Here is a 25,473-nt window from a genome sequence, read left to right on the forward strand (position 1 = left end):
GTTTATTACCCCACCGAAGAGTGTGGGAAGGCCTTACACGGCCGTTAGCGGACGTGTGAACGGTTTCCACGCCCCAATTCAACGCAACATTTATATATACACAGCGAATATTTGCAGATACCAGAACGCCACGAGCGTTCGGCAAGCATCGCGCGACAAATGACATGGGACTATTGTCAACGGTCGATTGCCAGTTGTAGACAGCAGTTGCTGTCGTCCACTGGCTCGCCGAACGCCGAGGCGGGCATGGAATCGAGGTTAAATTAGCATGGTAAGTGTAACAGAAGAGGAACTTCAGAACAAGTCGAAAGGCGAACTAATCAAACTTGCGGGCCAGCTCCGAGACCGACGAAACGAGCTGAATCAGAAGGCCAGCAAGCGCGCCTCCAAGCGTGACGACCTGAACGCCAAGACCCGCGAGAAGGTCGACGAGGCTCAGGAACACCGCGAGAAGCGCGACGAACTGAACGAGCAGGTTCAGGAGCACAAGGAGAAGCGCAACGAACTCAACGCGAAGGCCAACGAACTGTTCGACGAAGTCGAGCAGAAGAAGTCCGACCTCGAACTCAACGAGGGAAAGGACATCGAGGAACTCGAATCTGAAATCGAAGACCTCGAATTCAAGCAGCAGACCGAGGTCCTCTCGACCGAGGAGGAGCGCGAACTCATCGAGAAAATCGAGGCCAAGCGCGAGAAGCTTCAGGACCGAAAGGAGAAGCTCAACGACAGCGAGGACCTCGAAGGACTCGTCGAGGAAGCCGAAGAGGTTCGCGCCGAAGCTAGCCGTCACCACGAGAAGGTGACCGAACTCGCGGACAAGGCCCAAGAGCATCACAACCAGATGATTGAGGCCTACCGCGAAGCCGACGAGATTCGCGACGAGGCCGACGAGATGCACGAGAGCTTCGTGGAGGCCCAGGAGGCCGCCGACCAGCACCACGAGGACTTCGTGCGCGTCCAGAAGCGCCTGCGCGAACTCGACAAGCAGGAAGAGGAAGAGCGCAAGACCGAGAAGGAGAAGGAGCGCGAAGAGGCCAAGGAAGAGGCCGAGGAAATCTACCAGCAGTTCAAGGACGGCGAGACCCTCGACACCGAGGACCTCATGAAGCTCCAGAAGACGGGTCTGCTGTAAACTCCGTAGTTCTGCGGCATTAGTTTCTCAGTTCTTCAGTTTCGGGTAGCGGTGGCTTCATCGGTAGTGGTCGACGGGGTGGTACGGATTTACCACTTCGCTACTATCGAAGCCCGCGACCCCACGTCACAGCACTGCGATTTTGGTAGTCTCGTCCGCGTAGTGGCCTCGTCTGCACTAGCTTCTGCCGGTACGAACGAGTCACCGCAACCGTACCGCACCGCGATAGCCTCACACCCCCTCGTCGGCCGCCCGAACGCGGCGACTCCACCGGCGGACAGACCGCGTCCGCCGAGCAGTCGTTCGCGACGCTCACGACGACCTCGCGCAGCGGGCGCGACACGAGGTCGCGCTCGTACGCGCCGACCACAGTCGGTGGACGAACCGTCGGAATTTCGAGGAGAGAGGCCTCTTTCGGGCGGTCGTATACACCCCAGTTCTACGAGTCGGACGCTTGGACCAGCGACAGTGGCGTGTGGTGCCTCGTGACAGAGCTAACGAACGTTTAAATATCGAGACACCCAACCCAAAATCGTGCCGTCCACGGTCCGAGGTTCCGGCGTCACGGAATTCCAGACGCCCGACCGCGCGATGCGTATGCGTACGCCGAGCAACGCATAACGTCGGGAGGACCCACCCGGACCGTGGCACGCGGACGGTTTTTCGCGGTGGCGAAACCCGACCGAGCGGTCGAGTCGCCACCGAACGTCTACCAGCGAATCCCATCGACCAGCGCCATGCCCGAACACGAAAATCGGCGGGTTTTACACCCGCCACGAAGGATTGGATAGTATGAGCCACGACGACTTTCCCACGGAGAAGCCAGCGGTGGTGACCTGTGGACTGCCGTACGCCAACGGCGACCTCCACATCGGCCACCTCCGGACGTACATCAGCGGGGACGCCTACGCACGGTCCCTAGAGAAGTTAGGGCAGGAGACCGCCTTCGTCTCGGGGTCCGACATGCACGGGACCCCGGTCGCGGTCAACGCCGAGAAGGAGGGCGTCTCTCCCGAGGAGTTCGCCTTGGAACACCACGAGAAGTACGCCGAGACGTTCCCCCGGTTCGGCGTCGAGTTCGACAACTACGGCCACACCCACGACGAGACCAACACCGAACTCACGCAGGAGTTCGTCCGGTCGTGGATAGACGCGGGCCACGTCTTCGAGAAGGAGATTCAGGTCGCGTGGGACCCCGAGGCCGACACGCCCCTGCCCGACCGCTTCGTTGAGGGGACCTGCCCGTACTGCGGCGCGAAGGCCCGCGGCGACGAGTGCGACGAGGGGTGTCAGCGCCACCTCGAACCCGGCGAAATCGAGGACCCGGTGAGTACCATCACCGGGAACCCCGCCGAGTACCGCACTCGCGAACACGAGTTCCTGCGACTCTCCGACTTCCAGGAGTACCTCGAAGGGTTCATCGACCGACTCGAAGGCACCAGCAACGCGCGAAACCAGCCCAGAGAGTGGATAGAGGGCGAACTACAGGACCTCTGTATCACGCGCGACATGGACTGGGGCATCGACTACCCCGGCGAGGGGAAAGAAGACCTCGTCCTCTACGTCTGGGTGGACGCCCCCATCGAGTACGTCGCCTCCACCAAGCAGTACACCGAGCGCGTCGGCGAGGACGTGTTCGACTGGGAGGAAGTCTGGAAGGACGGCGCGCCGGAGGCGGGTGCCGAGGGCGAGACCGAAGACGAGACGTGGGCCGAGGCCGACACGGGCGAAATCGTCCACGTCATCGGCCGCGACATCATCCAGCACCACACCGTCTTCTGGCCGTCGATGCTCCGAGGCGCGGGCTACAACGAACCCCGTGCGGTGATGGCCAGCGGGTTCGTCAACCTCGACGGCGACGCGTTCTCGACCAGTCGCAACCGCGCGGTCTGGGCCGACGACTACCTCGACGAGGGGTTCCACCCGGACCTCGTGCGGTACTACCTGACCACCACCGGCGGGTTCCAGCAGGACGTGGACTTCTCGTGGGAGAAGTTCCAAGAGCGCGTGAACGGCGAGTTGGTCGGCACGCTCGGCAACTTCGCCTACCGGAGTCTGCTGTTCGCGGCCCGCAACTACGGCGGCGCGCCGGACGCCGACACCTCCGCGGAGGTCGCCGAGCGCATCGAGGAGGCCGTCTCGGAGTTCGAGGCCGCGGTGAACGACTACTCGCTCAAAAAAGGCGGGCGACACCGCCGTCGCGCTGGCGGGATTCGGCAACGAGTACATCCAGCGCAACGAACCGTGGAACCTCACCGACGACGACCCCGAACGGGCCGAGCAGGTCATCTACGACTGCGTCCAGATAGCCAAGGCCGTTGCGGTCCTCTCGGCACCCATCCTCCCCGACAAGGCCCAGCGCCTCTGGGAGCAGTTGGGCGAGGCGGAGTCGGTCCACGACGCCGACCTCGACACCTGCCTCGAATCGCCGCCGGGCGACTTCGGCGAACCCGACGAACTGTTCGAGCAGATAGAGGACGAACGCGTCGAGGAACTGAACGAGAAGTTGCAGGAGCGAGTCGAAGCGGCGACGGAAGAAGCGAACGAAGACGACGACAACGAGGAGACTGACACCGTGAGCGACATCGACATCGAACCCGTCAGCGACGACCGCATCAGCTTCGAAGAATTCCAAGACCTCGACGTCCGCGTGGGCGAAATCGAGGTCGCCGAACCCATCGAGGGCGCGGACGACCTCGCGCGCCTCGAAGTGGACATCGGCGTCGAGACCCGCCAAATCGTCGCGGGCATCAAGCAACTCCACGACCTCGACGAACTTCCGGGCACGAAGGTCGTCGTCGTGGCGAACCTCGAACAGGCCGAACTGTTCGGCGTCGAGAGCAACGGCATGGTGCTCGCTGCGGGCGAGGACGCCGACCTGCTGACGACCCACGGCGACAGCGTCCCGGGCACGAAGGTCAAGTAAGCCCTTCCTGACGATTTTCCGGACAGTATCGGTCTACTATAGATGAACGTCGAGGACGGTTACTATTGAGACCGGGACGTACGAGGTTCGACAGTCGGAGGGTATTATTCGGACGTGAAACCGACCCGAATCTCGGCTACCGCCTCCGTTACAGGTCCGACGCCGTCCTGATTGGTTGCACACATATCTCTCGACAGACAATAATTACAAAATCACTAATAGAATAATTTAGTCTATTCTTAATCTAATTAATCTCTCAATTGTATAAAAACTGCAGCACTGAGCTACATCCCCAAAGTGATTGAAATTATAACACCTTATGTTTCAGACGTTCCTATCATCGGATGCAGTCCCCATGACCCGAAGCACCTCCAACCGACGTGCGTTCCTGAAGAAGGCAGCGCTGACGACCACTGTCGCTGGCGGCGCGCTCGCCAGCGCTCAGCCCGCCGCCGCGGCCGACCAGAAGGTGATTCTTGAGGGCAACGGTGGGAGCGGAAGCTACCACGTTTACGTCAACGACCCGAACGCGTCGGCCGTCAGCAGTACGCTCGAAAGCTCCGACGGCGTCGACAACAGCTCTACCAGTTCGCGACTTTCGGGCGAACTCAGTGACGGTGACCGCGACGAGTACACGTTCGACGGGCAGGTGACCGGCGTAGGCCTTCGCGGCGACGTGTGGCTCGAGGTCGTGAATCCCAACGGCATCAACCGTGGCGGTCGCCTCGACATCGAGGGCGGTGGCGATTCCAGCTACTGGGTCAAAGCCAGTCGAGACATGCGTGACGAGTACGGCAACCTCGAATCCAGCGACAGTGTGAGTGACGATACCTGTGACGGTACGCTCGACTTCAGCGACACGGACAGTTACTACCTCGACGGTACGATTTACGCCGTCAACGCGAGCGTCGCCGACGGGGACTCGGTCATCATCAATCACGACCTCTGAGTCCGGCCCTCGAACATCATTTTTATCGGTGTTTAGTCAGAGGTCGTCCACGACTTCCGCCAACTCCTCGGTCGGGATTATCTCCATCGTCTGGGCGTCGAGACCGTGGCGCTCCAGCGCGACCCCGGCCTGATACGCCGCGTTCCGGTCCGGTGCCTCCATGACCACGAGGAAGTCGTACTCGCCGAGGATGGCGTACGTGTGTTTCAGGTCGGCGTGCTGGTCTTCGAGGTCCGACCGGATGTCGCCCCAGACTGACGTGAGTTCCTGCGCGTTCTGGAAGTCAGTCCGGACGTCCACGAGGGAGGCGTACTGTGGCATAACTATTCCATTCGGAAGCGATGCAATAAGGGGTTGTGGCTAGCGGAACAACTCGATGGTGAGTGAACTCTGGGCCAATCACCGGGGGTTTTTGGCCCGGACGGGCGTACGCCGACCCATGAGAAACGCCAAAATCGTCTGTACGCTGGGACCGGCCTCCGACTCCCGGCGTACTATCCGGGAACTGGCAGAGGCCGGGATGACGCTCGCCCGACTCAACGCCAGTCACGGCACGCGAGAAGACCGCGCAGAACTCATCGACCACGTCCGGACCGTGGACGAGACGACCACCAACCCCCTCGCGGTGATGGTGGACCTTCAGGGTCCCGAGATTCGGACCGCAGAGGTCGAGGAGCCGATTCACCTCGAAACCGGGTCCACCGTCCGGTTCGTGGCGGGCGACACCGCCACGCCCGAGGAAGTCGGCCTGAGTTACTCCATCACCAACGTCGAACCCGGCGACAAGGTACTGCTGGACGACGGCCGCATCGAGACGACCGTCGAGGAGACCGATGGGGAGACGGTCCTCGCGCACGTGGAGAGCGGCGGCGAACTGAGCAGTCGAAAGGGCGTCAACGTCCCCGGCGTCGACCTCGACCTCGACGTCGTGACCGGGAAGGACCGCCGTGACCTCGAACTCGCGGCCGAGAAGGGCGCGGATTTCGTCGCTGCGAGTTTCGTCCGGAGCGCCGAGGACGTCCTCGAAGTGAGCGAGGTGTTGGAGGAACTGGGCGCTGACATCCCCATCATCGCCAAAATCGAGCGCAGGGGCGCGGTCGAGAACCTCGACGAGATAATCGGGGCGGCCTACGGCGTGATGGTCGCCCGCGGGGACCTCGGCGTCGAGTGTCCGCTCGAAGACGTGCCGATGATTCAAAAGCGCATCATCCGGAAGTGCCAGCAGGCCGGCGCGCCGGTCATCACGGCGACCGAGATGCTCGACTCGATGGTCCACGCCCGCAGGCCCACCCGCGCGGAGGCCTCCGACGTGGCGAACGCCGTGCTGGACGGCACCGACGCGGTGATGCTGTCGGGCGAGACCGCCATCGGCGACAATCCGGTCCGGGTCGTGGAGACGATGGACCGCATCGTCAGGGAAGTCGAAGAGAGCGACGAGTACGACGAAATCCGCGAGCAGCGCGTCCCTTCGGCCGAGGACGCCCGGACCGACGCGCTCGCGCGGTCGGCGCGCTACCTCGCCCGCGACATCGGCGCGTCGGCCATCGTCGCGGCCAGCGAATCCGGGTACACCGCGCTCAAGATATCGAAGTTCCGACCCCAAGTCCCCGTGGTGGCGACCACGCCCAACGACGACGTGCGCCGCCAACTCGCGCTCGCGTGGGGCGTCAACGCCCAGTACACGCCCGTCGCGGAGGGCGTGGACACCATCATCGAGGACGCCGTGCAGGCCGCGCTCGACGCGGGCGTGGCCGACAGCGGCGACACCGTCGTCGTCGTCTCGGGCATGATGTCGGAACTAGAGGACACCAGTACGACCAACATGCTCAAGGTCCACGTCGCGGCCGAGACCATCGCGACCGGCCGGAGCGTGGTCCGAGGTCGAATCGCCGGACCGGTCGCGCGCACCGAGAACGGCGACCTCTCGGCGGTCGCCGAGGGGTCGATTCTGGCCCTCGACCCCGAGTTCGACGGCGAGTTCACGGGCGACCCCTCGAAACTCCTCGGCATCGTGGACGCCCGGCCCGGGATGACGGGCTATCCCGCGATGATAGCCCGCGAACTCGACATCCCGATGGTGAGCGGTGCGCCACTCGACCCCACCATCCGGAACGGCGACGTGGTGACCCTCGACGCCGAGCGTGGCGTCGTCTACGACGGCGACGTAACCCACGCCGAGCGACCGTAAATCGCACTACGCATCCACGGACGGTATCCGCCGCAGTCCCCGAAACACACCGCGATGGGAGCCAACCTTTTAGCGGTGGGACGCCTACGCACGGCTATGTCGGATTGGAAGTACGAGACCGACGAGGTCGGCGAGGACGGGTACGAACCCGAAGCGGCGGACGAGTCGCTCGAACCGCTCGAACCGGGGTCGCCGTCAGTCGAGAACGCGCTCTTCGTCGCGCTCGGCGTCGGGACGATGCTGTTCGTCTTCGCTCGCATCGTCCTGCTAGCCGGATGAGGCCGCTCGCGGCGTGCGCTCGGGCGGTCGTCGGGACGACCGTCGGCCACACTGCAAAACGTTAACCCGTCCGAATTCCAAGACGATGGTATGGCACCGCTGTTGGACTCGCTCCCGCTGTTGCTCCTCGTCGCCGGTATCGGTCTCGCTATCGCCGAGGCGCTGATTCCGGGCGCACACTTCGTCGTCCTCGGCGTCGCACTCGTTCTCGCGGGGTTGGTCGGACTGCTCCTCGGTCCGGCCGCCTCGCCGCTTCTCTTGGCCGCGCTGGTGTTGGGCTTCGGGGCGGCCTCGCTGTACGCCTACCGCGAACTCGACCTCTACGGCGGCAAGGGAGTCGCGCGAACCCGGGACTCCGACTCGCTCAAGGGACAGACCGGTCGCGTCACCGAACGGGTCACGACGCAGGACGGTCAGATAAAGCTCCACGAAGGCGGCTTCAACCCCTACTACGCCGCGCGGAGTATCCACGGCGAGATTCCGGAAGGGACGGAGGTGATGGTCGTGGACCCCGGCGGCGGCAACGTCGTCAAGGTCGAGGCCCTGGAGGCCATCGAGGACCCCATCGACCGGGAGTTGCGTGACGGGCGCGAGTCGTCCTCTCGTGACGACAGTCAGCGCGAGCGGGACCGTGAAACAGAAGAGACGTGAGTCCTCTCCGGCCCGTTAGCTCTCCGTCGTCTCGTTCTGTATCGTCGTTTCGGTTCCGTCGGTCTCGAAGTCGAAGATGCCGTCGGGTCGTCGACTGCACGCCGGTCGAAACGGTAATAGAAAACGAGGGCGGTCTACCTATCTCGGAGGTCGGCCCCCACGACTCTCCAGTTACTCAGCTATGGCCGTGGCCATCTTCTCGTCACGATTACTATTCCACAACGACGAAGGCGATGTCGACGACCGCCGCGCCGCCTCTGGTGAACGGACCGTCTTTCTCACCGCCCGACTGGACGAAGTCGTACGTCTCGTTGTCGTTCGTACTCTTGTGGGGCATCGCGATGAGCGCCTGCGTCGACTGGAGTTCATCCTGATTGAACTCTGCACCCGGTACGCTCTCGAACAGCGGCACCTCCACGTCTTCGTGTTCGCCCGCATCGAGGAGTTCGGACGCGCCGATGACGCTGTCCACCGGATTTAACCCGTCTGCCACCAAGCTCAGGTCGTGGATGGCCATGAACCCCTCCTCCGGCAGGAAGGTCTCCTGCACCGTGACCTTGCTACCGCCGTACGTCTGATTCCGGAACGTGACCGTCGCACCGTCGACCTCCTTCTCCTCGTCATCGTCCTCGTCTTCGAGGTCGACGGGTTCGTACGCGACCTTGAGGAACTCGAACTTGCCCTTTTCGTCGCCCTCACAGGGAGCCGGTTCGCCGGCGAACTTGTAGACTTGCGCCGTCTCCACGTCGGTCCCCGTCGGAACGAGCAGGTACGACTCCCGGGCGGCCGCGTCGGCGTCCTCCGAGAGATAGAATATCTGGTAGACGTGGTATTCCTCTTTCGACCCTCCGCACGCGACCGGACGCGTCTGGGGGAACTTCCCACCTTCGGGATTCTCCAGCAGGATGAACTTGCCGTCGCCGAACTTCTCGAACTTCTTTTTGGGCGTGAGCGCGGCCGGCTGTCCGGATGCCGCGACGGTGCCCGTACCCATCGATAGGCCAAGACCCGCTGCCGACATGGCAGTTGTCTTCTTGAGGAAGTCTCGCCGGGAGTCGAACGGACCGCCCAGTTTTTCGGTTAGTGCCTCGATGCTCTCTTTCGAACTAATGGTGTCGTTTTTCTCAGTCATTGTCAGTTTGGTCTGCGGTAGCTCCGGTCTCATCCCAACACTCCTCGTTCGTCCGACACCGTGTCTATCCCATCAAACGGGAAAAATTGGAGAAACTGTTTCAGTTGTCTCGGGACTGTTGAGAGGTAATAGAGATAGATTATCCAGCGCTACAGCAAGAATCCCTCCGTTTTCAACCCCTTAATCGACGTTTCGGAGGATAACGCAATCGTTACACTCTCGTGAAGTGCAGAAGTGTATCTTCTCTCGACCGAAAGTGGAAACACGCACTCACTTATCGTCTCCCTCTTCCACTGTCAATGGCTCTGTAGCGTCCAGAGATTCCGTTTCGGTCTGTAGGAAAACTGCGCTTTCGTGCATCGTCTCGTTGCGTTCGACTTATTTTCCAGAAATAAAACTCTAGTTTCGGACCCTCGGAGAATTCTGCTCAGTTCCGGGGGATAACGCGCCCTCCGACCCTCGCGAAATCGGTGAGACGGTCAGGTGCTTTCCGCGATGAATGAGGAGTCTGTTCGAAAGAGTGTATTCACCCGGACCTGGTAGTGGTCTCTCCAGTCGTCTTGGCAGTAGTGGCGTTCGTCGTGGTCGTCTCCCTCGCCTCAGCATCGTGCCGAATTGCGAAAGCGTACGGAGCTGGCGTGGACATTCTATCAACCACCTCGTCCGTCTCAGTGTCGATGGTGACGACCTGATTATTTCCGAGGAACGCGGCGTACGCCAGCTTTCCGTTCGGACCGACGGTGATTCCGTACGGGCCTGCCGTATACGCTTCGTGGCTCTCGACCGGAATCTCCTTCAGGGAATCGTTGACGGTGATGATGTTCGAGAGTTCGTAGCTCGGTCCGGAACCGCCTCCGTCGTTGCCGGACGCCGCCTCGTAGACGACGACCGTCCCCGCCCGCATTCCAGTCGCGTAGGCTTTACTCCCGTCGGGCGTCAGTGCGACATCCGCCGGGCCGTCGGTCAGCGGCCGTGTGCCCAAGAGCTTTCCCTGTTCGGTATCGACGACGCCCAAATCGTTCGAGACCGTGTTCGTTGTGTAAAGACGATTTCTCTCGGCGTTGAGCGCGATAGTGCGAGGCCCGTCGGCGACCTTAATCGTTGAGGTCATCTTCAGGCGCTCGACGTCGATAACGCCGACGGTATCGCTCCCGTGATTCGTGACGTAGGCCTGCGTACCGTCGGGACTGAACACGACGTCGTGTGGGTTCTCTCCGACGTCGATAGTGGTCTGGACCGCGAGTTTTTGGGTGTCGATTACGGCGACGGTGTTCTCGCCCCGATTCGCGACGAACGCGTACTGGCGGTCGGCACTGACGCCGACACCTCGCGGTTGCTGACCGACTGGGATACGTTCGGTCTCCTCTTTCTTCTCGGGATTTATCACCGAAACGTCGCCGCTCTCGGCGTTCGTCACGAAGAAGGACTGCCCCCCGACTCCGCCCGAGATGTAGAGCGGTGCCTTCCCGACCTTGATGTGAGTGGTGTCCTTCACCGACTTCGGCAGTTTTGCGTCGGCCTTCGTCACCACCACTACGTTCGCCTCCCAGCACGTGGTGTACAGATTACCTGTGCCCGTCCCGCCACCGTCATCTTGCGCGAGGGCGGGAACAGCACTGCCGCCGATTGCGGTTGCGGCTCCAATTCCGCCAGTGGTCCGAAGCAGTTTCCGTCTGGTGAGTCCGCTATTCTCTGTCCGCGATTCGTCATTTTGCGTCATTCTCGTACCTCCTCGGACAGTCCCCGACGTCCGTGGTCTCTTGCCGGAATCGTCTGCGCGATGCGTCTATTTGGTCTTGGCGTGTCGTCTCTCATACCCGAGGCCCGCTACATCGTTTCGTCGAATAAAACGGAGCTACCGTTTGGGGTGTTCGGTTGTACAACCGGAGGTTCAGGAGTTATTCTGAATTTTAACGCGTGCTGTCGACTAGCAATTCAGACCACACTCTCAGTAAACGAGTAGTTCGTGGACAACGGTGATACAGTCTGATTATCCACGAAACAGAGGCAGGCGAGTGTGCATGCAACCTGCACATCCGATGCGATTACAGCGGAAGCAGGGCGAAAGCCCACGGTTGCAGCCGTGCGATGAAGCTGTAAACGCGAGTGGTATCCATTAGATACCGAGGTCGGGTGGCGCCGACCAACGCCGCTATATGGGTCCGAGCGTGCTGATTCGGCCCAGACCCCGACAACCCCCATTTGTGCGGTTTCAGACTCGATAAGCGGAATATTCGAGCACAGTCGGCAACTCGGAGTCTGGAAACCGAGGAGGGAGATAACCTAGGTTCAGTCGTCGTCTCCCAAGTAACGCTGGAGTGCAGCGAAGCCCCCAAGTCCGCCGAGCGCAGTCGACGCACCAAATCCTGGCGCGCGTGCCCGACTAACGAGGTCCCGTCCGACATCGTTAGCGGCCGTCTCGTTCTGTATCGTCGTTTCGGTTCCGTCGGTCTCCGTCGTCTCGTTCGCGGCCGGTCGCTCGGTTGCGTTGACGTTCACCTGTTCGACTCGCCCTTCACCAGCGGGGACGAGTTTGTAGAGCGACCCCTCGTTCTGCTGACGAAGGAACGTCTCACTGGTCAGCACGTAGAGTTCTCCAGCTTGGTCTTCGCCGAACGAGATGACGAACCGGCTGATTCGGTTGTCGGGACGACTGAGACCCTCGGTCACGACTCGGAGCTTGTCGACACCCCAGACCCCGGTCTCCTCCGACTCGGTGGCGACCAACAGCGTCCCGTGCGGGGCGACGGGCGAGAAACTCCAGTCGCCGAACACGTACTTGTCTTGGAGGTCCGGAAGCTGTTCCCCGGTGTAGACGTGTCCGCCGACGACGGCCTGCCCCACCGGCTTGTCCTCGTGAACGTGCGGATATTCGAGAATTGGGTCGAGCAACGGGTCGCTTCGGGGCGGGTAGCTCGTATCCGCGCACTTGAACTGTTTCGGCGGATTCCCCTGCGAGTACGGGTCGAAGCAGTGTTTCCCCTCTCGGAGCCGCCAGCCGTAGTTTCCGCCCTTCTCCACGATATCGACCTCCTCGTACAGCGCCCGACCGACGTCGCCCACGAACAACCGACCGTTCGGTCCGAACGACATCCCCCACGGGTTGCGGAAGCCCCAAGCGTAGTGTTCGTCGAGACCCGCTTGACCGACGAGCGGGTTCCCGTCGGGAATGGCGTACTCCTTCTGCTCGCCCCGGACGTTCTGACTGCCGTCCACGTCGATACGGAGGATGCTACCGAGCAGGTTGTTGTAGATGTCCTGCCCGTTGCCACCCGTGACGTGGCCCTGCATGTCGCCCGTGTCGCCGCCGAATCCGCCGTCGCCGATAGGGACGTAGAGGAGTCCGTCGGGACCGAACGAGATGTTTCCGCTGTTGTGGTTCGACCCCGGCGACGGCATCGCCAGCACTATCTTCTCGGTGTCGGGACTCGCGCCCTCGAGGTTCGGGTCGGCCTCGAACTCCGAGACCAGCGACGCGTGGTGGGTCTCCCCGCCCATGTCGTCCTGTACGGGCGCGCTGTACCGGACGTAGAACTTCTGGTTCTGCTGGAAGTTCGGGTGGAACGCCAGTCCCAGCAGTCCGGTCTCGGGGTGCGGTCCCGCCTCGTGGAAGATGCGGTCGCTGATGTCGATGAACGGTTCGCGCTCGCTCACGTCGAGCGCCTGTTGCCCGGTAATCTCGCTCCTGTCGAGGACGTAAATCTGGCCGGGCTGGTCCGCGACGAACAGTCGGTCCTCGCCCTCGGGTGCCTTCATCGCCACCGGGTACGAGAAGCCGCTGGCGACCTCTTTCAGTCCGACCTTCGGGCCTTTCGGGAAGTAGCCCGCGTCCACCGGGTCGGGTTCCTGCTGAGTCTGGCCCTCGACCTCGATGTCGCCGCGCATGCTGAGGTAGTGGACGTCGCAGTAGTACTGGACCATGTTCTCGGTCGCGACGAACTCGACGGTCTGGGTGTCGCCCTCGGCGTCGAGATACGGCGAAAACACGACCAAGTTCCCCTTCGTGGTGTAGACCGAGAAGTTGTGCGACCGACCGTCGAGGTTCTCCCAGACCACCCGGTACTTCTTCCCGGCTTCGAGGTTCAGCGTCGGGTTCTTCACGCCCGAGATTCGCTCGGGCGCTCGCCCAATCCAGTAGTCGGCCACGCCGTCCAATCTGAACGTCTGCGCTACGTCCGAGTCGTCCTGCGCGGCCGCGACGCTGGCCGCACCTGCGGCGGTCGCTCCGGCCGCCCCCACGGCCTTCACGAAGTCCCGACGCGACGTGTCTCCGAAGAATCGTTCCGTTGGTGAGTTCGTGTCTCGTGTCATTGGTTGTCCTGTTGTGGTCGTTGTCGGTTCAGGGCGTGACGACGAGCGTCCCTCGCATTCCCTCTCGGGCGTGGCCGGGGACGCCGCAGACGTAGGTGAACTTCCCGACCTCCTCTGGCGTGAACGTGACGCTGGCGGTTCTTCCGGGGAGTATCGTGTCGGTCTTGACGCCGAATTTGGGCAGTTTGAAGTTGTGCGAGATGGTCCCGACGTTCCGGAATCGGATGGTCACTTCGTTCCCCTGCTCGACGGTGATTTCCTCTGGGTCGAAGGTGTACTCCTGACCAGTTACCTCGATTTCGGTACCCGCGGCTTCCTGCGTGGTCGGAGTCGGCGTGTCCTCGAACTCAGTCGGATACTGCGGTTCGAACGGCGCTTTCTGGAGCGTGTTCTCCTCGAACATCACGTGGATGAACTTCTGTTTGACCGGGATGCCGTCGAGGGGCGCGTATTTGGGCTTTCCCTGCTTGGTTATCTTAATCGGGAGCACTATCAGATGCGTGTGAAGGAGTCGTCCGGCGATGGTGTTCTCGGGGCGAAGCGGCAGGTCTTCCTCGATAGCAAGGTTGTACGTATCGGTCCGGACCGTCTGCGTCGTCATCCAGTGAGTGACTCGGCGCTTGCTTACGGTCGTACCGTTCACGATGACGTCGGCGAGGGAGTACGAGGCCCCGTACGTGTACACCTTGGGCATGAGGGGCGACCCGGTGTCCGTAAGCCCGTGGTGGAATCTGTCGGTGAACACGCCCCCGCCGGTCTGGTACTCCGGAATCGGCGGCGCGAATATCGTCCGGAAGTCGAGTTCGTAGTTGTTCCGCTTCGGGTCCGTGAACCGGAGTTTACCGACCTCTATCGCGTCCTCGGTCTTCGTCGGCTTCCCCGAGTCCTTCGGGTCGCGGTCGTGGTACGTCAGTTCGAACTCGCCGTCGATAACTCGTCCCTCGTCGCTGAACGCCGTCGGGACCGTCGTCGTGGTGAACTCGCCGTCCTCGACCGCGCGCTTGTCGAGCGGAACGCCGACGGGAAACGGGTACTGCCGGAGTAGCTCTTTGATTGCCGGTTTCTTTGCCTTCTCGATGACTGGTTCGACGAGTTGCTTGGGATTCTCCGGCGTTCCGAACACCTTCTTGCTCAGTCGGCGCTTGCCCGGAAGGACCCAGTAGACGAGTCGTCCCGCGTCCTGCTTCACCTGTACTTCGGTCGGTAAGCCCTGACCCTGCGTCGTCTCTTGGGCCGTCGCCGCACCACCGAGGCCCGCAGTTATTCCCACCCCTGCGGTCGCTCGCAGGAATCGCCTGCGCGATGCGCCGCGTCCGTTACTGTCGTTGCTCATTCTCTCCCCTCCACCGTCGCCATCAGCGAACGAGCGAATAAAGCGGAACGACCGTTCAGAGTGTTCCGTTTCGCAAGGCGTAATTCGTCGGTCGCAAATCGCCGTTGAAGTTACCGACCGACGTCAGAATCGTACTCGTCGCCGGGAATCGAGGTCTCCAACGCGGAAACACGTCATTGCTAATCGTTCACAATGTGAGTGTGTGGTGGACGTGCATCGAGCGTGCACACCCGACGGAGGAGAGACTCGGAACACGGTGGAGACTCCGAAACGGTGTGTAGTTACGAGAGAGTGTATCGTCTGTAAATGTGTACGTCCACAGACGGCGGCAAATATCTGTGACCGACCGGTTCACGTCCGAATCGCGTACAGTCGTCCGTCGTTGCTGCCCACGTAGAGAACGCCGCCGACCACGGCCGGTGAGGACATCACCATGTTCCGAGTCCCGAACTGCCAGCGCGTCACTCCGTTACTCCTGTCGAGCGCGTACACCGTACCGTCTCCGCTCCCCACGTACAGCATTTCGCCGACGATGGCCGGGGACGATTCGACGACGTCGCCGGTCTCGAATCGCCAGCGTTCGGTCCCGTCGTCCGCCGCCAAGGCGTAGACGTTCCCGTCCCAACTCCCGACGAAAACCGCGTCGCGGCCGACCGCAGGCGACGATTTCACGAGGTCCGCGGTGCCGAACTGCCAGCGCTTCGTTCCGTCCGCGGCGTCCAGCGCGTACGCGTTCCCGTCGTTGCTCCCCACGTAGACGGTGTCTCGCGCGACGCTGGGGGCCGAGGCCACCGCGTCGTTCGTTTCGAAGCGCCAACGCCGGGTACCGTCGGCGAGATTCAGCGCGTACACGCTCCCGTCGTTACTCCCGGCGTAGAGGGTCTCGTCGGCGATAGCGCACGCCGCGTCCATCGCGTCGCCGGTTTCGAATCGCCAACGCTCGGTGCCCTTCGACGCATTGAGCGCGTACACGGTCCCGTCTGTATCCCCGACGTAGACGGTGCCGTTCGAGACTACGGGAGACGCCGCGACCGGGTGACCGGTATCGAATCCCCACCGTCGCCGCCCGCTTCCGGCGGCGAGAGCGTACAGCGTCCCGTCCAGACTCCCGACGTAGACGGTGTCGCCTTCGACCGCCGGCGAGGAGAAGACGTGGTGGTCCGTCTCGACCGCCCAGCGCTCGTCGCCCGTGACGGTGTCCACGGCGTAGACTATCCCGTCCGTACTCCCCACGTAGGCGGTGCCGTTCACGACTGCGGGAGAGGAGACGACCGGGTGGTGAGCGTCGAAGCGCCATCGCGTCCGCTCCGTCGGGTCGCCCGACACCTGCTCGCCTCGCGTCTCGCGGGTCTGAGCGGACCGACGGGGTCTGCCGGTGTTCGCCGTGTCGTACTGGAACGTCGGCCAATCGTCCGCGCGGCGTCTCGGTGGGGTTGTCATCGATTCTCGGTCGGGAGCGTCGGTGGCGTCGCGCATCCGTCTTCCGGCCGCCTGAACGCAGTATCGATTCGGCACTCGTCGTCTCGATAGTGCGGTCACCTCGAACTTCGCTAGAGGAAGAGTGGCGGTGAGGGGGAACGCTTAACATTCATTCTTGCTAACAGACCAAGTATGTTCGTTCCACTACAGGCCGCCGCGGTCGGTGGCTTCACGATAGTCGCCCTGCTGGTACTCGCACTGGCAGTAATTACCATCTGGCAGTCGGTCGAAATCGTCGATGCCACCGAGAAGCGCGCGCTGACGGTGTTCGGCGAGTACCGGAAACTCCTCGAACCCGGTATCAACTTCGTGCCGCCGTTCGTGAGCGCGACCCACCGCTTCGACATGCGAACCCAGACCCTCGACGTGCCCCGACAGGAGGCCATCACCCGCGACAACTCGCCGGTGACCGCCGACGCCGTGGTCTACATCAAGGTCATGGACGCCAAGAAGGCGTTCCTCGAAGTCGAGGACTACAAGCGCGCCGTCTCGAACCTCGCCCAGACCACCCTGCGGGCCGTGCTGGGCGACATGGAACTCGACGACACGCTCAACAAGCGACAGGAGATTAACGCCAAAATCCGCCGCGAACTCGACGAACCCACCGACGAGTGGGGTATCCGCGTCGAGAGCGTCGAAGTTCGGGAAGTCAACCCGAGCAAGGACGTTCAGCAGGCGATGGAGCAACAGACCTCCGCCGAACGGAAGCGCCGCGCCATGATTCTGGAGGCGCAGGGTGAGCGACGGAGCGCCATCGAGACCGCCGAAGGTGACAAGCAGTCGAACATCATCCGTGCGCAGGGTGAGAAGCAGAGCCAGATTCTGGAAGCGCAGGGTGACGCGGTTTCGACGGTCCTCCGCGCGAAGTCCGCCGAGTCGATGGGCGAGCGCGCGGTCATCGACAAGGGAATGGAGACGCTCGAATCCATCGGTCAGGGCGAGTCCACCACCTTCGTGCTCCCGCAGGAACTCTCGTCGCTGGTCGGTCGCTACGGCAAGCACCTGACCGGGAGCGACGTGGAGACCGACGGCGAGAAACTCGATAGCCTCGACTTCGACGCCGAGACCCGCGAACTCATCGGTCTCGACAACATCGAGGAGATTCTGGGTCAGATAGACGAGGAGGCCGAGATGGACGTCGAAGCGATGGAGAAGGAGGCCCAAGCCATCAAGGAGGGCGAGGACCCCGCCAACATCAAGAGCGCCGACGAGGTCATCGAAGAGATGGACGAGGAGGACCCCGACCTCGAAGACGTGCAGGCCGAGATGGACGCGGAGTTAGAGAAGTAGCCCCCGATATTTTTCGTTTTCCGGAACGTGCGCAGCCTCTGACGAACCTATCCGTAATTTTTAGGAAAATTATTACTCGTCCTCCTGAGTGGTGACCAGTAGCGCGGCGGTCCGACTCCACCGTCGGGTCTGCGCCGCTCTGTCGTACCATGGCACGCGAGAACGTAATCGAAGAGCCGACCCCGACGAGTAGTAGCGATACCGAATCGAACGTTTGCGACCTGACCTGTCCGGAGTGCGGGTCGGGATTAGAGCGCATCGACCGCGCCAATCCGGCCTGCCCCGACTGTCGAACGGCGTTCTCCGTGAGCGTCCACGACGAGTTCGCACTGGTCGAACGTGCGGGATGGGCCGTGGCGTTGTCACTTGGCGGTCACGAGACGGACAGGGGACCGTGAACGATGACTTCCGGAACGTCGTCGAGGACGCGCTCGACGGTCCCGACGTCGAGAGCGTTTACGAGTGCGCTCACTGCGGCGCAGGTCACGACGACTGGCGCGACGACTGTCGGCGTTGCGGCGGCGTTCCGATGCGAATCGTGACCGACGTCCGAAACGACGACACACCGACCTCCCCCTGACCGGCGAGGTAGCCCCTCTCCGTCCCGTCTCCGATACCTCACCCGTGCGACCGTCTCGCAAGCCGAAGGTGTTTTAATCTTCCATCACGACCATTTTCTTGTAGATGGTTGAGCGCTCCGAAGTGGATGAAAATAAGCGGGCGACCCTTCGCCGGTTCGCGGTCCTCGGGGCCGCGACGCCGCTGGCCACGTTCGGCGGCGACGACGAGACCGGCGGCGAGAGCGAGGCCCGCGACGCCATCGCGGGCTACGTCGCCACCACGCCGGGCGCGCACTTCTCGAAGATTCGTGACGACCTCAAACTGGGGACCGGTGAAGCCCAGCACCACCTCCGACAGTTACTCGAATCGAAGGTGGTCGAGAGTCGCCGCGACGGTGACTACCGGCGGTTCTACCCGGCCGAGCAGTTCGCCTCGTTCGAGCAAGTCGCGTTGGGCTATCTCCGCAGGGACACGCCCCGCGGGATGCTCATCGAGTTGCTGCGCGACCCTGACGCGACGGGAAGCGACCTCGCGGAGGCGTTGGACGTGTCGAGACCGACCGTGAGCAAGTACGCCGCCGACCTCGAAGAAGCGGGCCTGCTGGACCGCGAGGACGGCTACGCGGTTCGCAACCCCGAGACGGTCATCACTCTGCTCGTCAGGTACGCCGACTCGTTCGGCGAGAACGCCGCGACGTTCGCCGCACAGGCCGACGGCTTCATCTCGTTCGACCCGTGAAGTCCGCTCGGTCCCGAGGCGCGAGGGTGTAGCCCCGCAAATTCCGTACCTTTTCGGACGTTCGTACTCGTTCACTCTCTATGGACACCGTCGCAGTCACCGGCGGGAACGGCGAGTTAGGTTCGGCCGTGCTCTCGGAACTCGCCGAGCGCGGATACCACACGGTGAATCTGAGTCGGGGCGAGCGCCGAGAGTCGGTCGCCGACGAGTACCGCCGGACCGACCTCCTCGACCCCGGCGAGGTGTACGGGTCGCTGGCCAGCGCCGCCCCCGACGCCGTCGCTCACTTCGGAACGATTCCGCGACCCGACGAGACCCCCGGTCACGTCACCTTCCGGAGCAACGCCCAGACGCCCTATCACGTGCTGGACGCCGCCGAAGCGCTCGACGTCGAGACGGTGGTACTCGCGTCTAGCCTCTCGGCGATGGGCGCTAGCTTCGAGGACGAAGTGGACGTGCGCTTCCTCCCGGTTGACGAGACCCACCCGCTGACGCCGTCGAACCCGTACGGTCTCGGCAAGCAGGTCGCCGAAGCGGTCGCCGACGGGTTCGGGCGACGCGAGCGAGCACCGACCACCGTCGCGTCGCTCCGGTTTCCGCTCGTGACCGGCGAGGCGGAACTCCGGACCGTCTTCGCCGAGGCCGACCGCTCGCCGGAGGCGGTTCGAGACGCCGGGTTCTTCGAGAAGGCGCGCAAGACCCTGTTCGCGTACCTCCACGTAGACGACGCGGTGGCCCTCGCAACTCGGGCGCTAGAAGCAGACTTCGCGGGCCACGAGGTGTTCTTCGGGGCCGCCCGCGACACGACCGTGGCCGCGCCGAGTTCCGAGTTAGCGGGCCACTACGACGCAGAGATTCGGGAGTCGTTCGAGGGGTACGAGAGCCTCATCGACACGGGGAAGGCCGATGAGTGGTTGGGCTGGTCGGCCGACCGGTCGTGGCGAGACCTGTGAGCGAGTACGCACCGAATAAGAAGCGAGACGGGCCGAGGACGGACGATAGGCATCGAGAGACTGGAAACCGCACTCCCCCGAGCGCGTGCCAGCAGCGTCTCCGTCGGGTCGAGACTCCGGACCGGACAGAATCCGCGGTCTGAGCAGACCGGGTTCGGTCCGACTACGTCGTCAGGTCGTGACTTTCCACGTCGTGGAGGAGGAGTAGCCCCACTTCTCGACGTCCACGTCGAACTCGCCGTCGGCGATGGCGGTCATGTTCGCGCCGACTTCCTTGGCGGTCATGCCCAGTTCCTCGCCGATGAGTCGGGACTTGAAGTACGTCTTCATCTGGCCCTTCTCGCGGAGGAACTGGAGGATGCGCTGTTGCTTGTCGGTCAGGGCGGTCGTGCCAGCAGTTGCGGTCGTGCTCATGACTATTTCTCCATTGGACGGAAGCCGCCTTAGTGGATTTGGTACGTGGAGTTAACACGCAGCCCTCTTGCGATTTCGCACCAACTACAGTTGAACTAAACTACCCCCGAGGGGCCTGTTGGTACAGCTGGTTAATCTGAGGTTTCGGTGACCGGTACGGACCGGAGTCGGGGGCGGTCGGCGACCTGTCAATCGTCGTCGTCGCCCGAACAGTCCGGAATAATCCGCGATTACCGAGCGTAACGACGTCGCAACTCCGCTCCACGGGCCGTTTCCGCGTGAATCTGCGTGAACGAAGCCGCAAGGACCGGCCTAGAGGCGTGAAGCGTCCGGAACGGAGCAGAAGGTACTTAGGCGGCGGGACTGTCTCACTTCGATAATGAGCGGTCGTGCAGTCGAGGTGAGCGTCGTCCTTCCGGCCTACAACGAGGAGGCCACCATCGAGAACACGGTCGAGACGACACTCGCCACGCTAGGCGAATTCCTCCCCGCGGGGACGTTCGAAGTCATCGTCGCCGAAGACGGGTGCGACGACCGCACCCCCGAGATAGCCGACCGGATGGCCGCGGACGACCCGCGGGTCCGGCACTATCACAGCGACGAGCGACTGGGCCGGGGAGGCGCACTGAATCGAGCGTTCGAGGCCGCCGACGGAGACACGCTGGTGTACTTCGACACGGACCTCGCAACCGACATGAAACACCTCGAGGAGTTGGTCGAGAGCGTCCGGTCGGGGGAGTACGACTTCGCCACCGGGTCGCGCTGGATGCCCGGCGAGCAGGCCGACGACCCGCCAAGCGCGACGTGGCGAGTCGAGGATTCAACGGCCTGACGCGGACGTTCCTCGGGTCGGAGATGCGCGACCACCAGTGCGGGTTCAAGGCGTTCGACCGGACCGCGCTGTTCGACGTGCTGAACGAGGTGGAGGACGAACACTGGTTCTGGGACACCGAAGTCCTCGTTCGCGCCCAGCGCCGGGGCTACGACGTCAAGGAGTTCGCGGTCGATTGGACGCCGAAGGGCGACTCGAAGGTGGACATCGTCCGGGACGTGTTCGGGATGGGGAGCCAGATTATGCGGTGCTGGTGGGAGTTCTCGGTCCAACCCCGCATCACCAAGCGCGTCTCCATCGCGGCGGGCATCTTCCTGACCGTCGTCGCGGTCCTCCTGATGGGACAGTACCTCCCGCTCGGGGAAGTGCTGACCCAGATGAGTCACGCAGACCCCGTGCTAGTCGGTCTCGCCGCGCTCGTTTACGCGATTTCGTGGCCCCTGCGCGGGACGCGCTACCGCGACATCCTCGAAGAGCTGGGCTACTCGGAGGACGCTAACTTCCTGACGGGAGCCATCTTCGTGAGCCAGACCGGTAACCTCGTGTTCCCCGCGCGCGCTGGTGACGCGGTCCGCGCGTACGTGGTGAAGGCCAGACGCGCGATTCCCTATCCCACGGGGTTCGCGTCGCTGGCGGTCGAACGCGTCTTCGACCTGCTGACCATCACGATGCTCGCGGGCGTCGTCCTCATCGGCCTCGCGCTGACGGGTGCGACCGCCGGACTCGAATCGACTCTGTTCGGGTCACCGCCCGCCGGGGGCGCGTCCGCCTCGGGCGGCGAGTACGGCGCGGCCGGACAGACCGCCCTCTACGTCGCGGGCGGCGTGGGTCTCGCGGCCATCCTCGCGGTGGTGGCCATCGTGGCGAGCGCTCGCTCTGACCGCAACCTCGTCCGCGAAGTCGTCTCCGGACTCAGTAGCGACTCGTACGCCGACTACGTCGCGGGCGTCGTCGAACGGTTCACCGGCGACGTCCAGACCGTCGCGGGCAACCGGAGCGCCTTCCTCACGGTCGGCGCGAGCAGTCTCGCCATCTGGACGCTCGACGTGGTGACGGCGTTGCTCGTGCTGAGCGCCTTCCCGAGCGTCGCGCTCCCGATTCCGATGCTCGCGGCGGTGTGTTTCTTCGCGGTCAGCGTGGGCAACCTCGCCAAGGTCCTGCCGCTGTCGCCGGGCGGCGTCGGTCTCTACGAGGGCGCGTTCACCCTGCTCGTGGTCGCCCTGACGCCGCTAGGGTGGAGCGTCGCGCTGGGCGCGGCCATCCTCGACCACGCGGTGAAGAACGTCGTCACGCTGGTCGGCGGCGTGGCCTCGATGCTCTGGCTGAACGTCTCGCTGACCACGGCGGTCGAGGAGAGCAAGGAGGCGCGGGCCGCGGCCGACCCGGCGGAACCGACCGACGACTGAGCGGTTTTCCTTCTACGTCAGGTCGGCGAGCAGTCCGACCGAGTCGGCGACCAGTTCGAGAATCTGCCCGAGGACGGCGGGTCGGAGCGCGAACACAGCACCGAAGACGACCAGCGGGACTCCGACCGTCGCCGACTCCAACGAGAGGAACGCGCCGACCACTGCGACTGCCACGCCGAACAGACGGACGAACGCCCCGAGCGCGCGGTGCAGAAAGCCGGTCACTCGTACAGGTCCGTCACGAACGGACCCAGCGCGCCAGCGACCGCCTGCCGGAGCGCGCTCTCGCGGTCGATGACGTGGCCGGTCAGCGCGCCCGCCGCGCCCTCCTTCTCGGCGACGTTCTCCATGTCCAGCACGTCGTCCATCACGGGACCTAACTCCTCGCCGTCCCGGACTCTTCCGGCGATGGACTCGGGCAGGCGGAGGCGCGGTCCCGCGCCGCGGCCGACGCGCTCCCCGTCGGTGGCTGCCGCCCACATTATCAGGAAGAGACCGTCCGCGCCCTCGACTTCGGCGACGCCGCCCTCCAGTCCGACGCCGAGGTCGTAGTCGCCCGCCGCGAGAACGTTCCGAGCGCGGTTCTCCGCGCCCTCGACGGTCTCGCGCTCGCCGACGGGTTGCTCGCTCACGTTCGACTCGACAGCGACCGATTCGACCACCGTGCCGGGGAACTCCGTTAGGGCGGATTCGGTCGCGCCACGCTTCACCGGATTAGTGCTTCCGACGCCGACTCGCATGGGCGTGGAGAGACACCCGGCCGACTTGGGAATTGCGCTCCGGACGGCGACGGTTCGCTCGCGTGACCGAACTGTCGCCTAGAAGTGAACCGCCGCGTAGGAGTCGGGCGTCAATCGGGAGTCGAGCGCCACTCCGAAGTCGAGCGTCGCTCACGAGTCGAGCGCGTCGGGGTGGAGCAGGGCCGCGAGCGTCTCGATGCCCTCCACGAGTTTCGGACTCGGCTGGTTCAACAGCGAGTCGTCCACGACGGCGACGTTCCCGCGTTCGATGGCCGGGAGCGTCCAGTCGCGCTGGCGAACCGCCTCCGGGTCGGCGCACTCGCCGTGCCCGCAGACGTGGAGGACGACGTGTTCCGGTCGAGCGGTTTCGACCTCCGTGGCCGACACCTCCCGCGAGCGCTCGCCCGCGTCCACGAAGGGGTACCGGCCGCCGGCGGTCTCGACCGCGTCGGGCACCCAGTTGCCCGCGGCCATCGGCGGGTCCGACCACTCCTCGCAGTAGACCACGGGGCGGTCGTCGTCGGGCGTGAGACGACGGACGCGGTCGAGGCGACTCCGAGCGCGCCGAGCGAGCGCCGCCCCTTCGTCGGCGAGTCCGACCGCCGCCCCGAGGTCGGCGAACGACTCGACCACCTCGTCGAGCGTGGCGGGCGCGGCGTGGAACACCTCGTGGCCGCGCTCCCGGAGGTCGGCCGCGACGTCGGCCTGCAAGTCGTCGGCGGTCAGAACGAGGTCCGGGTCGCGGTCGGCGACGGTCTCGTAGTCCGGGTTGAGCCATCCGCCGACCGCGGGAGCGTCGGCGTCGCAGTGATGAGTTACGCCGACGAGACGGTCGGTCGCGTCGAGTGCCTGCAGGATTTCGGTCGCGCTCGGGGCCAGCGAGACGACTCGCTCCGTCTGAGCTACCATCGACCGGGAGTTCGGACCCCCGGCGGTTAAATCGACCGACCGACTCGCTCGGCACAACAGAGGGGTGTTTAAAATTTTCCACCGGGAGACCGAGACCGGCGTTTCGAGGGTGTGTGTGACCTGTTCACGAGACTCTGAAAAGTAAATTCCGAAAATACTAAATAGCTTTCGGAACAACACAAGGTCAAGGAACCGAGTCCGGGGTTTTCCAGGTTTTCCCTGCCCGGTAGCCCGCGCCATCTCCGGCAACGAGGAGTCAACATGTCAGACGTAAGCACGAGAGTCAAGCGAACCGAAGAGGAAGAGGAACGAACCGAACAAGAGTCCGAGGAGTCCACCGCCTGCCCCGAGTGCGGCGGTAACCTCATCTCCGACACCGAACACGGCGAGACGGTCTGTGAGGAGTGCGGCCTCGTCGTGGACGAAGACCAAGTGGACCGCGGGCCGGAGTGGCGCGCGTTCGACTCGAAGGAGAAGAACGAGAAGTCCCGCGTCGGCGCGCGACGACGAACACGATGCACGACAAGGGACTCTCGACCAACATCGACTGGCGGAACAAGGACGCCTACGGCAACTCGCTCGGGAGTCGCCAGCGAGAGAAGATGCAGCGTCTCCGCAAGTGGAACGAGCGCTTCCGCACCCGCGACTCCAAGGAGCGCAACCTCAAGCAGGCGCTCGGCGAAATCGACCGCATGGCCTCCGCGCTCGGCCTGCCGAACAACGTCCGAGAGACCGCCTCGGTCATCTACCGCCGCGCGCTCGACGAGGACCTCCTGCCCGGCCGCTCCATCGAGGGCGTCTCGACGGCCTGCGTCTACGCCGCCGCGCGACAGGCGGGCGTCCCCCGCAGTCTGGACGAAATCGCCGACGTGAGCCGAGTCGAGAAGAGCGAGGTCGCCCGGACGTACCGCTACGTCGTCCGCGAACTCAACCTCGAAGTCAAGCCCGCCGACCCCGAGAGCTACGTCCCGCGGTTCGCGTCGGGACTCGAACTCTCGGACGAGGCCGAACACCGCGCCCGCGAACTGCTCCAGACCGCCAAGGAGAAGGGCGTCCACAGCGGCAAGTCGCCGGTCGGTCTCGCGGCCGCCGCCGTCTACGCCGCCGCGCTCCTGACCAACGAGAAGACCACGCAGGCCGAGGTCAGCGAAGTCGCCGACATCAGTGAAGTTACCATCCGCAACCGCTACCACGAACTGCTGGAGGCCGAAGAGGCCCCGGCGATGGCCTGATACTGTCGGCCTGTCCGT

At 63.7% G+C, this 25,473-nt stretch carries 20 protein-coding genes and 3 pseudogenes; 13 read left to right on the top strand and 10 right to left on the bottom strand.

What is annotated here, in order from left to right:
• Positions 1–268 precede the first annotated feature (268 nt).
• From FXF75_RS13030 to FXF75_RS13040, 3 genes and pseudogenes are all read left to right on the top strand, one after another.
• Positions 269–1,132 carry a coiled-coil protein gene (locus tag FXF75_RS13030; RefSeq protein WP_163522310.1) on the top strand — a complete coding sequence of 288 codons (864 nt, stop codon included), beginning with the start codon at positions 269–271 and terminating at the stop codon, positions 1,130–1,132.
• 792 nt (positions 1,133–1,924) lie between these two features.
• A pseudogene (gene metG, locus FXF75_RS13035) lies at positions 1,925–4,058 on the top strand (methionine--tRNA ligase).
• 355 nt (positions 4,059–4,413) lie between these two features.
• The gene (locus FXF75_RS13040; protein WP_163522311.1) at positions 4,414–5,007 is read left to right on the top strand and encodes a hypothetical protein; all 594 of its coding nucleotides are present in this window, start codon (positions 4,414–4,416) and stop codon (positions 5,005–5,007) included.
• A gap of 36 nt (positions 5,008–5,043) precedes the next feature.
• On the opposite strand, the gene FXF75_RS13045 is transcribed toward FXF75_RS13040, so the two are convergent.
• Positions 5,044–5,328 carry a GYD domain-containing protein gene (locus FXF75_RS13045; protein WP_163522312.1) on the bottom strand — a complete coding sequence of 95 codons (285 nt, stop codon included), beginning with the start codon at positions 5,326–5,328 and terminating at the stop codon, positions 5,044–5,046.
• 118 nt (positions 5,329–5,446) lie between these two features.
• Between FXF75_RS13045 and pyk the strand changes: the two genes are divergently transcribed.
• The 3 genes from pyk (at position 5,447) to FXF75_RS13060 (ending at position 8,125) form a co-directional block, all read left to right on the top strand.
• Positions 5,447–7,195 carry a pyruvate kinase gene (pyk, locus tag FXF75_RS13050; protein WP_163522313.1) on the top strand — a complete coding sequence of 583 codons (1,749 nt, stop codon included), beginning with the start codon at positions 5,447–5,449 and terminating at the stop codon, positions 7,193–7,195.
• Between the two features lie 96 nt (positions 7,196–7,291).
• Positions 7,292–7,474, top strand: a complete 183-nt coding sequence (locus tag FXF75_RS13055; protein WP_163522314.1) for a hypothetical protein — start codon at positions 7,292–7,294, stop codon at positions 7,472–7,474.
• 90 nt (positions 7,475–7,564) lie between these two features.
• Positions 7,565–8,125, top strand: a complete 561-nt coding sequence (locus FXF75_RS13060) for an NfeD family protein (RefSeq protein ID WP_163522315.1) — start codon at positions 7,565–7,567, stop codon at positions 8,123–8,125.
• Between the two features lie 211 nt (positions 8,126–8,336).
• On the opposite strand, the gene FXF75_RS13065 is transcribed toward FXF75_RS13060, so the two are convergent.
• From FXF75_RS13065 to FXF75_RS13085, 5 genes are all read right to left on the bottom strand, one after another.
• On the bottom strand, positions 8,337–9,290 hold the full coding sequence (locus FXF75_RS13065; RefSeq protein WP_309221815.1) for a twin-arginine translocation signal domain-containing protein: 954 nt from the start codon (positions 9,288–9,290) through the stop codon (positions 8,337–8,339).
• Positions 9,291–9,783: 493 nt separating this feature from the next.
• Positions 9,784–10,977: a YncE family protein gene (locus FXF75_RS13070; RefSeq protein WP_163522317.1), complete on the bottom strand. Its 1,194-nt coding sequence runs from the start codon at positions 10,975–10,977 to the stop codon at positions 9,784–9,786.
• A 569-nt stretch (positions 10,978–11,546) separates the two neighbouring features.
• Positions 11,547–13,505: a PQQ-dependent sugar dehydrogenase gene (locus tag FXF75_RS13075; protein ID WP_163522318.1), complete on the bottom strand. Its 1,959-nt coding sequence runs from the start codon at positions 13,503–13,505 to the stop codon at positions 11,547–11,549.
• Positions 13,506–13,596: 91 nt separating this feature from the next.
• Complete coding sequence (locus FXF75_RS13080; protein ID WP_205427555.1) at positions 13,597–14,901, bottom strand: cupredoxin domain-containing protein; 1,305 nt, start codon at positions 14,899–14,901, stop codon at positions 13,597–13,599.
• Positions 14,902–15,252: 351 nt separating this feature from the next.
• Positions 15,253–16,341: a PQQ-binding-like beta-propeller repeat protein gene (locus FXF75_RS13085; protein WP_163522319.1), complete on the bottom strand. Its 1,089-nt coding sequence runs from the start codon at positions 16,339–16,341 to the stop codon at positions 15,253–15,255.
• A 171-nt stretch (positions 16,342–16,512) separates the two neighbouring features.
• Here FXF75_RS13085 and FXF75_RS13090 point away from each other — a divergent pair, with 171 nt between their 5' ends.
• The 5 genes from FXF75_RS13090 to FXF75_RS13110 all read left to right on the top strand — a co-directional run bounded on the left by FXF75_RS13090 (position 16,513) and on the right by FXF75_RS13110 (position 19,922).
• Entirely contained in the window at positions 16,513–17,670 is a 1,158-nt protein-coding gene (locus FXF75_RS13090; RefSeq protein WP_163522320.1) for an SPFH domain-containing protein, read from the top strand.
• A gap of 149 nt (positions 17,671–17,819) precedes the next feature.
• Positions 17,820–18,068 (top strand): hypothetical protein, encoded by a 249-nt coding sequence (locus FXF75_RS13095; protein WP_163522321.1) that lies wholly within the window; start codon positions 17,820–17,822, stop codon positions 18,066–18,068.
• A complete protein-coding gene (locus FXF75_RS13100) occupies positions 18,065–18,250 on the top strand; it encodes a hypothetical protein (RefSeq protein WP_163522322.1) in 186 nt (61 codons plus the stop codon). The genes FXF75_RS13095 and FXF75_RS13100 overlap by 4 nt, the downstream gene beginning before the upstream one ends.
• Before the next feature lie 104 nt (positions 18,251–18,354).
• A complete protein-coding gene (locus FXF75_RS13105; protein ID WP_163522323.1) occupies positions 18,355–18,969 on the top strand; it encodes a MarR family transcriptional regulator in 615 nt (204 codons plus the stop codon).
• An 80-nt stretch (positions 18,970–19,049) separates the two neighbouring features.
• Positions 19,050–19,922 carry an NAD(P)-dependent oxidoreductase gene (locus tag FXF75_RS13110; RefSeq protein WP_163522324.1) on the top strand — a complete coding sequence of 291 codons (873 nt, stop codon included), beginning with the start codon at positions 19,050–19,052 and terminating at the stop codon, positions 19,920–19,922.
• Between the two features lie 171 nt (positions 19,923–20,093).
• Here FXF75_RS13110 and FXF75_RS13115 read toward each other — a convergent pair whose 3' ends face one another.
• A complete protein-coding gene (locus FXF75_RS13115; RefSeq protein ID WP_163522325.1) occupies positions 20,094–20,336 on the bottom strand; it encodes a hypothetical protein in 243 nt (80 codons plus the stop codon).
• A 379-nt stretch (positions 20,337–20,715) separates the two neighbouring features.
• Here FXF75_RS13115 and FXF75_RS13120 point away from each other — a divergent pair.
• Positions 20,716–22,574 (top strand): annotated as a pseudogene (locus FXF75_RS13120) (flippase-like domain-containing protein).
• A 12-nt stretch (positions 22,575–22,586) separates the two neighbouring features.
• Here the strand turns inward: FXF75_RS13120 and FXF75_RS13125 are convergent.
• From FXF75_RS13125 to FXF75_RS13135, 3 genes are all read right to left on the bottom strand, one after another.
• Positions 22,587–22,799 carry a hypothetical protein gene (locus tag FXF75_RS13125; protein ID WP_163522326.1) on the bottom strand — a complete coding sequence of 71 codons (213 nt, stop codon included), beginning with the start codon at positions 22,797–22,799 and terminating at the stop codon, positions 22,587–22,589.
• Positions 22,796–23,314: an inosine/xanthosine triphosphatase gene (gene yjjX / locus FXF75_RS13130; protein ID WP_163522327.1), complete on the bottom strand. Its 519-nt coding sequence runs from the start codon at positions 23,312–23,314 to the stop codon at positions 22,796–22,798. The genes FXF75_RS13125 and yjjX overlap by 4 nt, the downstream gene beginning before the upstream one ends.
• Before the next feature lie 150 nt (positions 23,315–23,464).
• A complete protein-coding gene (locus FXF75_RS13135; protein ID WP_163522328.1) occupies positions 23,465–24,223 on the bottom strand; it encodes a cobalamin-binding protein in 759 nt (252 codons plus the stop codon).
• Positions 24,224–24,484: 261 nt separating this feature from the next.
• On the opposite strand from FXF75_RS13135, the pseudogene FXF75_RS13140 reads away from it, so the two are divergent.
• Positions 24,485–25,455 (top strand): annotated as a pseudogene (locus FXF75_RS13140) (transcription initiation factor IIB family protein).
• Positions 25,456–25,473: the final 18 nt, after the last annotated feature.

Source organism: Halorussus sp. MSC15.2 (genome assembly GCF_010747475.1).
Classification (GTDB): Archaea; Halobacteriota; Halobacteria; order Halobacteriales; family Haladaptataceae; genus Halorussus.

Excerpts from the sequence above, each read along its gene's own strand:
- FXF75_RS13095 (WP_163522321.1), top strand. The coding sequence starts at position 17,820 with ATGGCACGCGAGAACGTAATCGAAGAGCCGACCCCGACGAGTAGTAGC.
- pyk (WP_163522313.1), top strand. The coding sequence starts at position 5,447 with ATGAGAAACGCCAAAATCGTCTGTACGCTGGGACCGGCCTCCGACTCC.
- FXF75_RS13110 (WP_163522324.1), top strand. The coding sequence starts at position 19,050 with ATGGACACCGTCGCAGTCACCGGCGGGAACGGCGAGTTAGGTTCGGCC.
- FXF75_RS13060 (WP_163522315.1), top strand. The coding sequence starts at position 7,565 with ATGGCACCGCTGTTGGACTCGCTCCCGCTGTTGCTCCTCGTCGCCGGT.
- FXF75_RS13105 (WP_163522323.1), top strand. The coding sequence starts at position 18,355 with ATGGTTGAGCGCTCCGAAGTGGATGAAAATAAGCGGGCGACCCTTCGC.
- yjjX (WP_163522327.1), bottom strand. The coding sequence starts at position 23,314 with ATGCGAGTCGGCGTCGGAAGCACTAATCCGGTGAAGCGTGGCGCGACC.
- FXF75_RS13085 (WP_163522319.1), bottom strand. The coding sequence starts at position 16,341 with ATGACAACCCCACCGAGACGCCGCGCGGACGATTGGCCGACGTTCCAG.
- FXF75_RS13090 (WP_163522320.1), top strand. The coding sequence starts at position 16,513 with ATGTTCGTTCCACTACAGGCCGCCGCGGTCGGTGGCTTCACGATAGTC.
- FXF75_RS13065 (WP_309221815.1), bottom strand. The coding sequence starts at position 9,290 with ATGAGACCGGAGCTACCGCAGACCAAACTGACAATGACTGAGAAAAAC.
- FXF75_RS13040 (WP_163522311.1), top strand. The coding sequence starts at position 4,414 with ATGACCCGAAGCACCTCCAACCGACGTGCGTTCCTGAAGAAGGCAGCG.
- FXF75_RS13070 (WP_163522317.1), bottom strand. The coding sequence starts at position 10,977 with ATGACGCAAAATGACGAATCGCGGACAGAGAATAGCGGACTCACCAGA.
- FXF75_RS13080 (WP_205427555.1), bottom strand. The coding sequence starts at position 14,901 with ATGAGCAACGACAGTAACGGACGCGGCGCATCGCGCAGGCGATTCCTG.
- FXF75_RS13055 (WP_163522314.1), top strand. The coding sequence starts at position 7,292 with ATGTCGGATTGGAAGTACGAGACCGACGAGGTCGGCGAGGACGGGTAC.
- FXF75_RS13045 (WP_163522312.1), bottom strand. The coding sequence starts at position 5,328 with ATGCCACAGTACGCCTCCCTCGTGGACGTCCGGACTGACTTCCAGAAC.
- FXF75_RS13030 (WP_163522310.1), top strand. The coding sequence starts at position 269 with ATGGTAAGTGTAACAGAAGAGGAACTTCAGAACAAGTCGAAAGGCGAA.
- FXF75_RS13115 (WP_163522325.1), bottom strand. The coding sequence starts at position 20,336 with ATGAGCACGACCGCAACTGCTGGCACGACCGCCCTGACCGACAAGCAA.
- FXF75_RS13135 (WP_163522328.1), bottom strand. The coding sequence starts at position 24,223 with ATGGTAGCTCAGACGGAGCGAGTCGTCTCGCTGGCCCCGAGCGCGACC.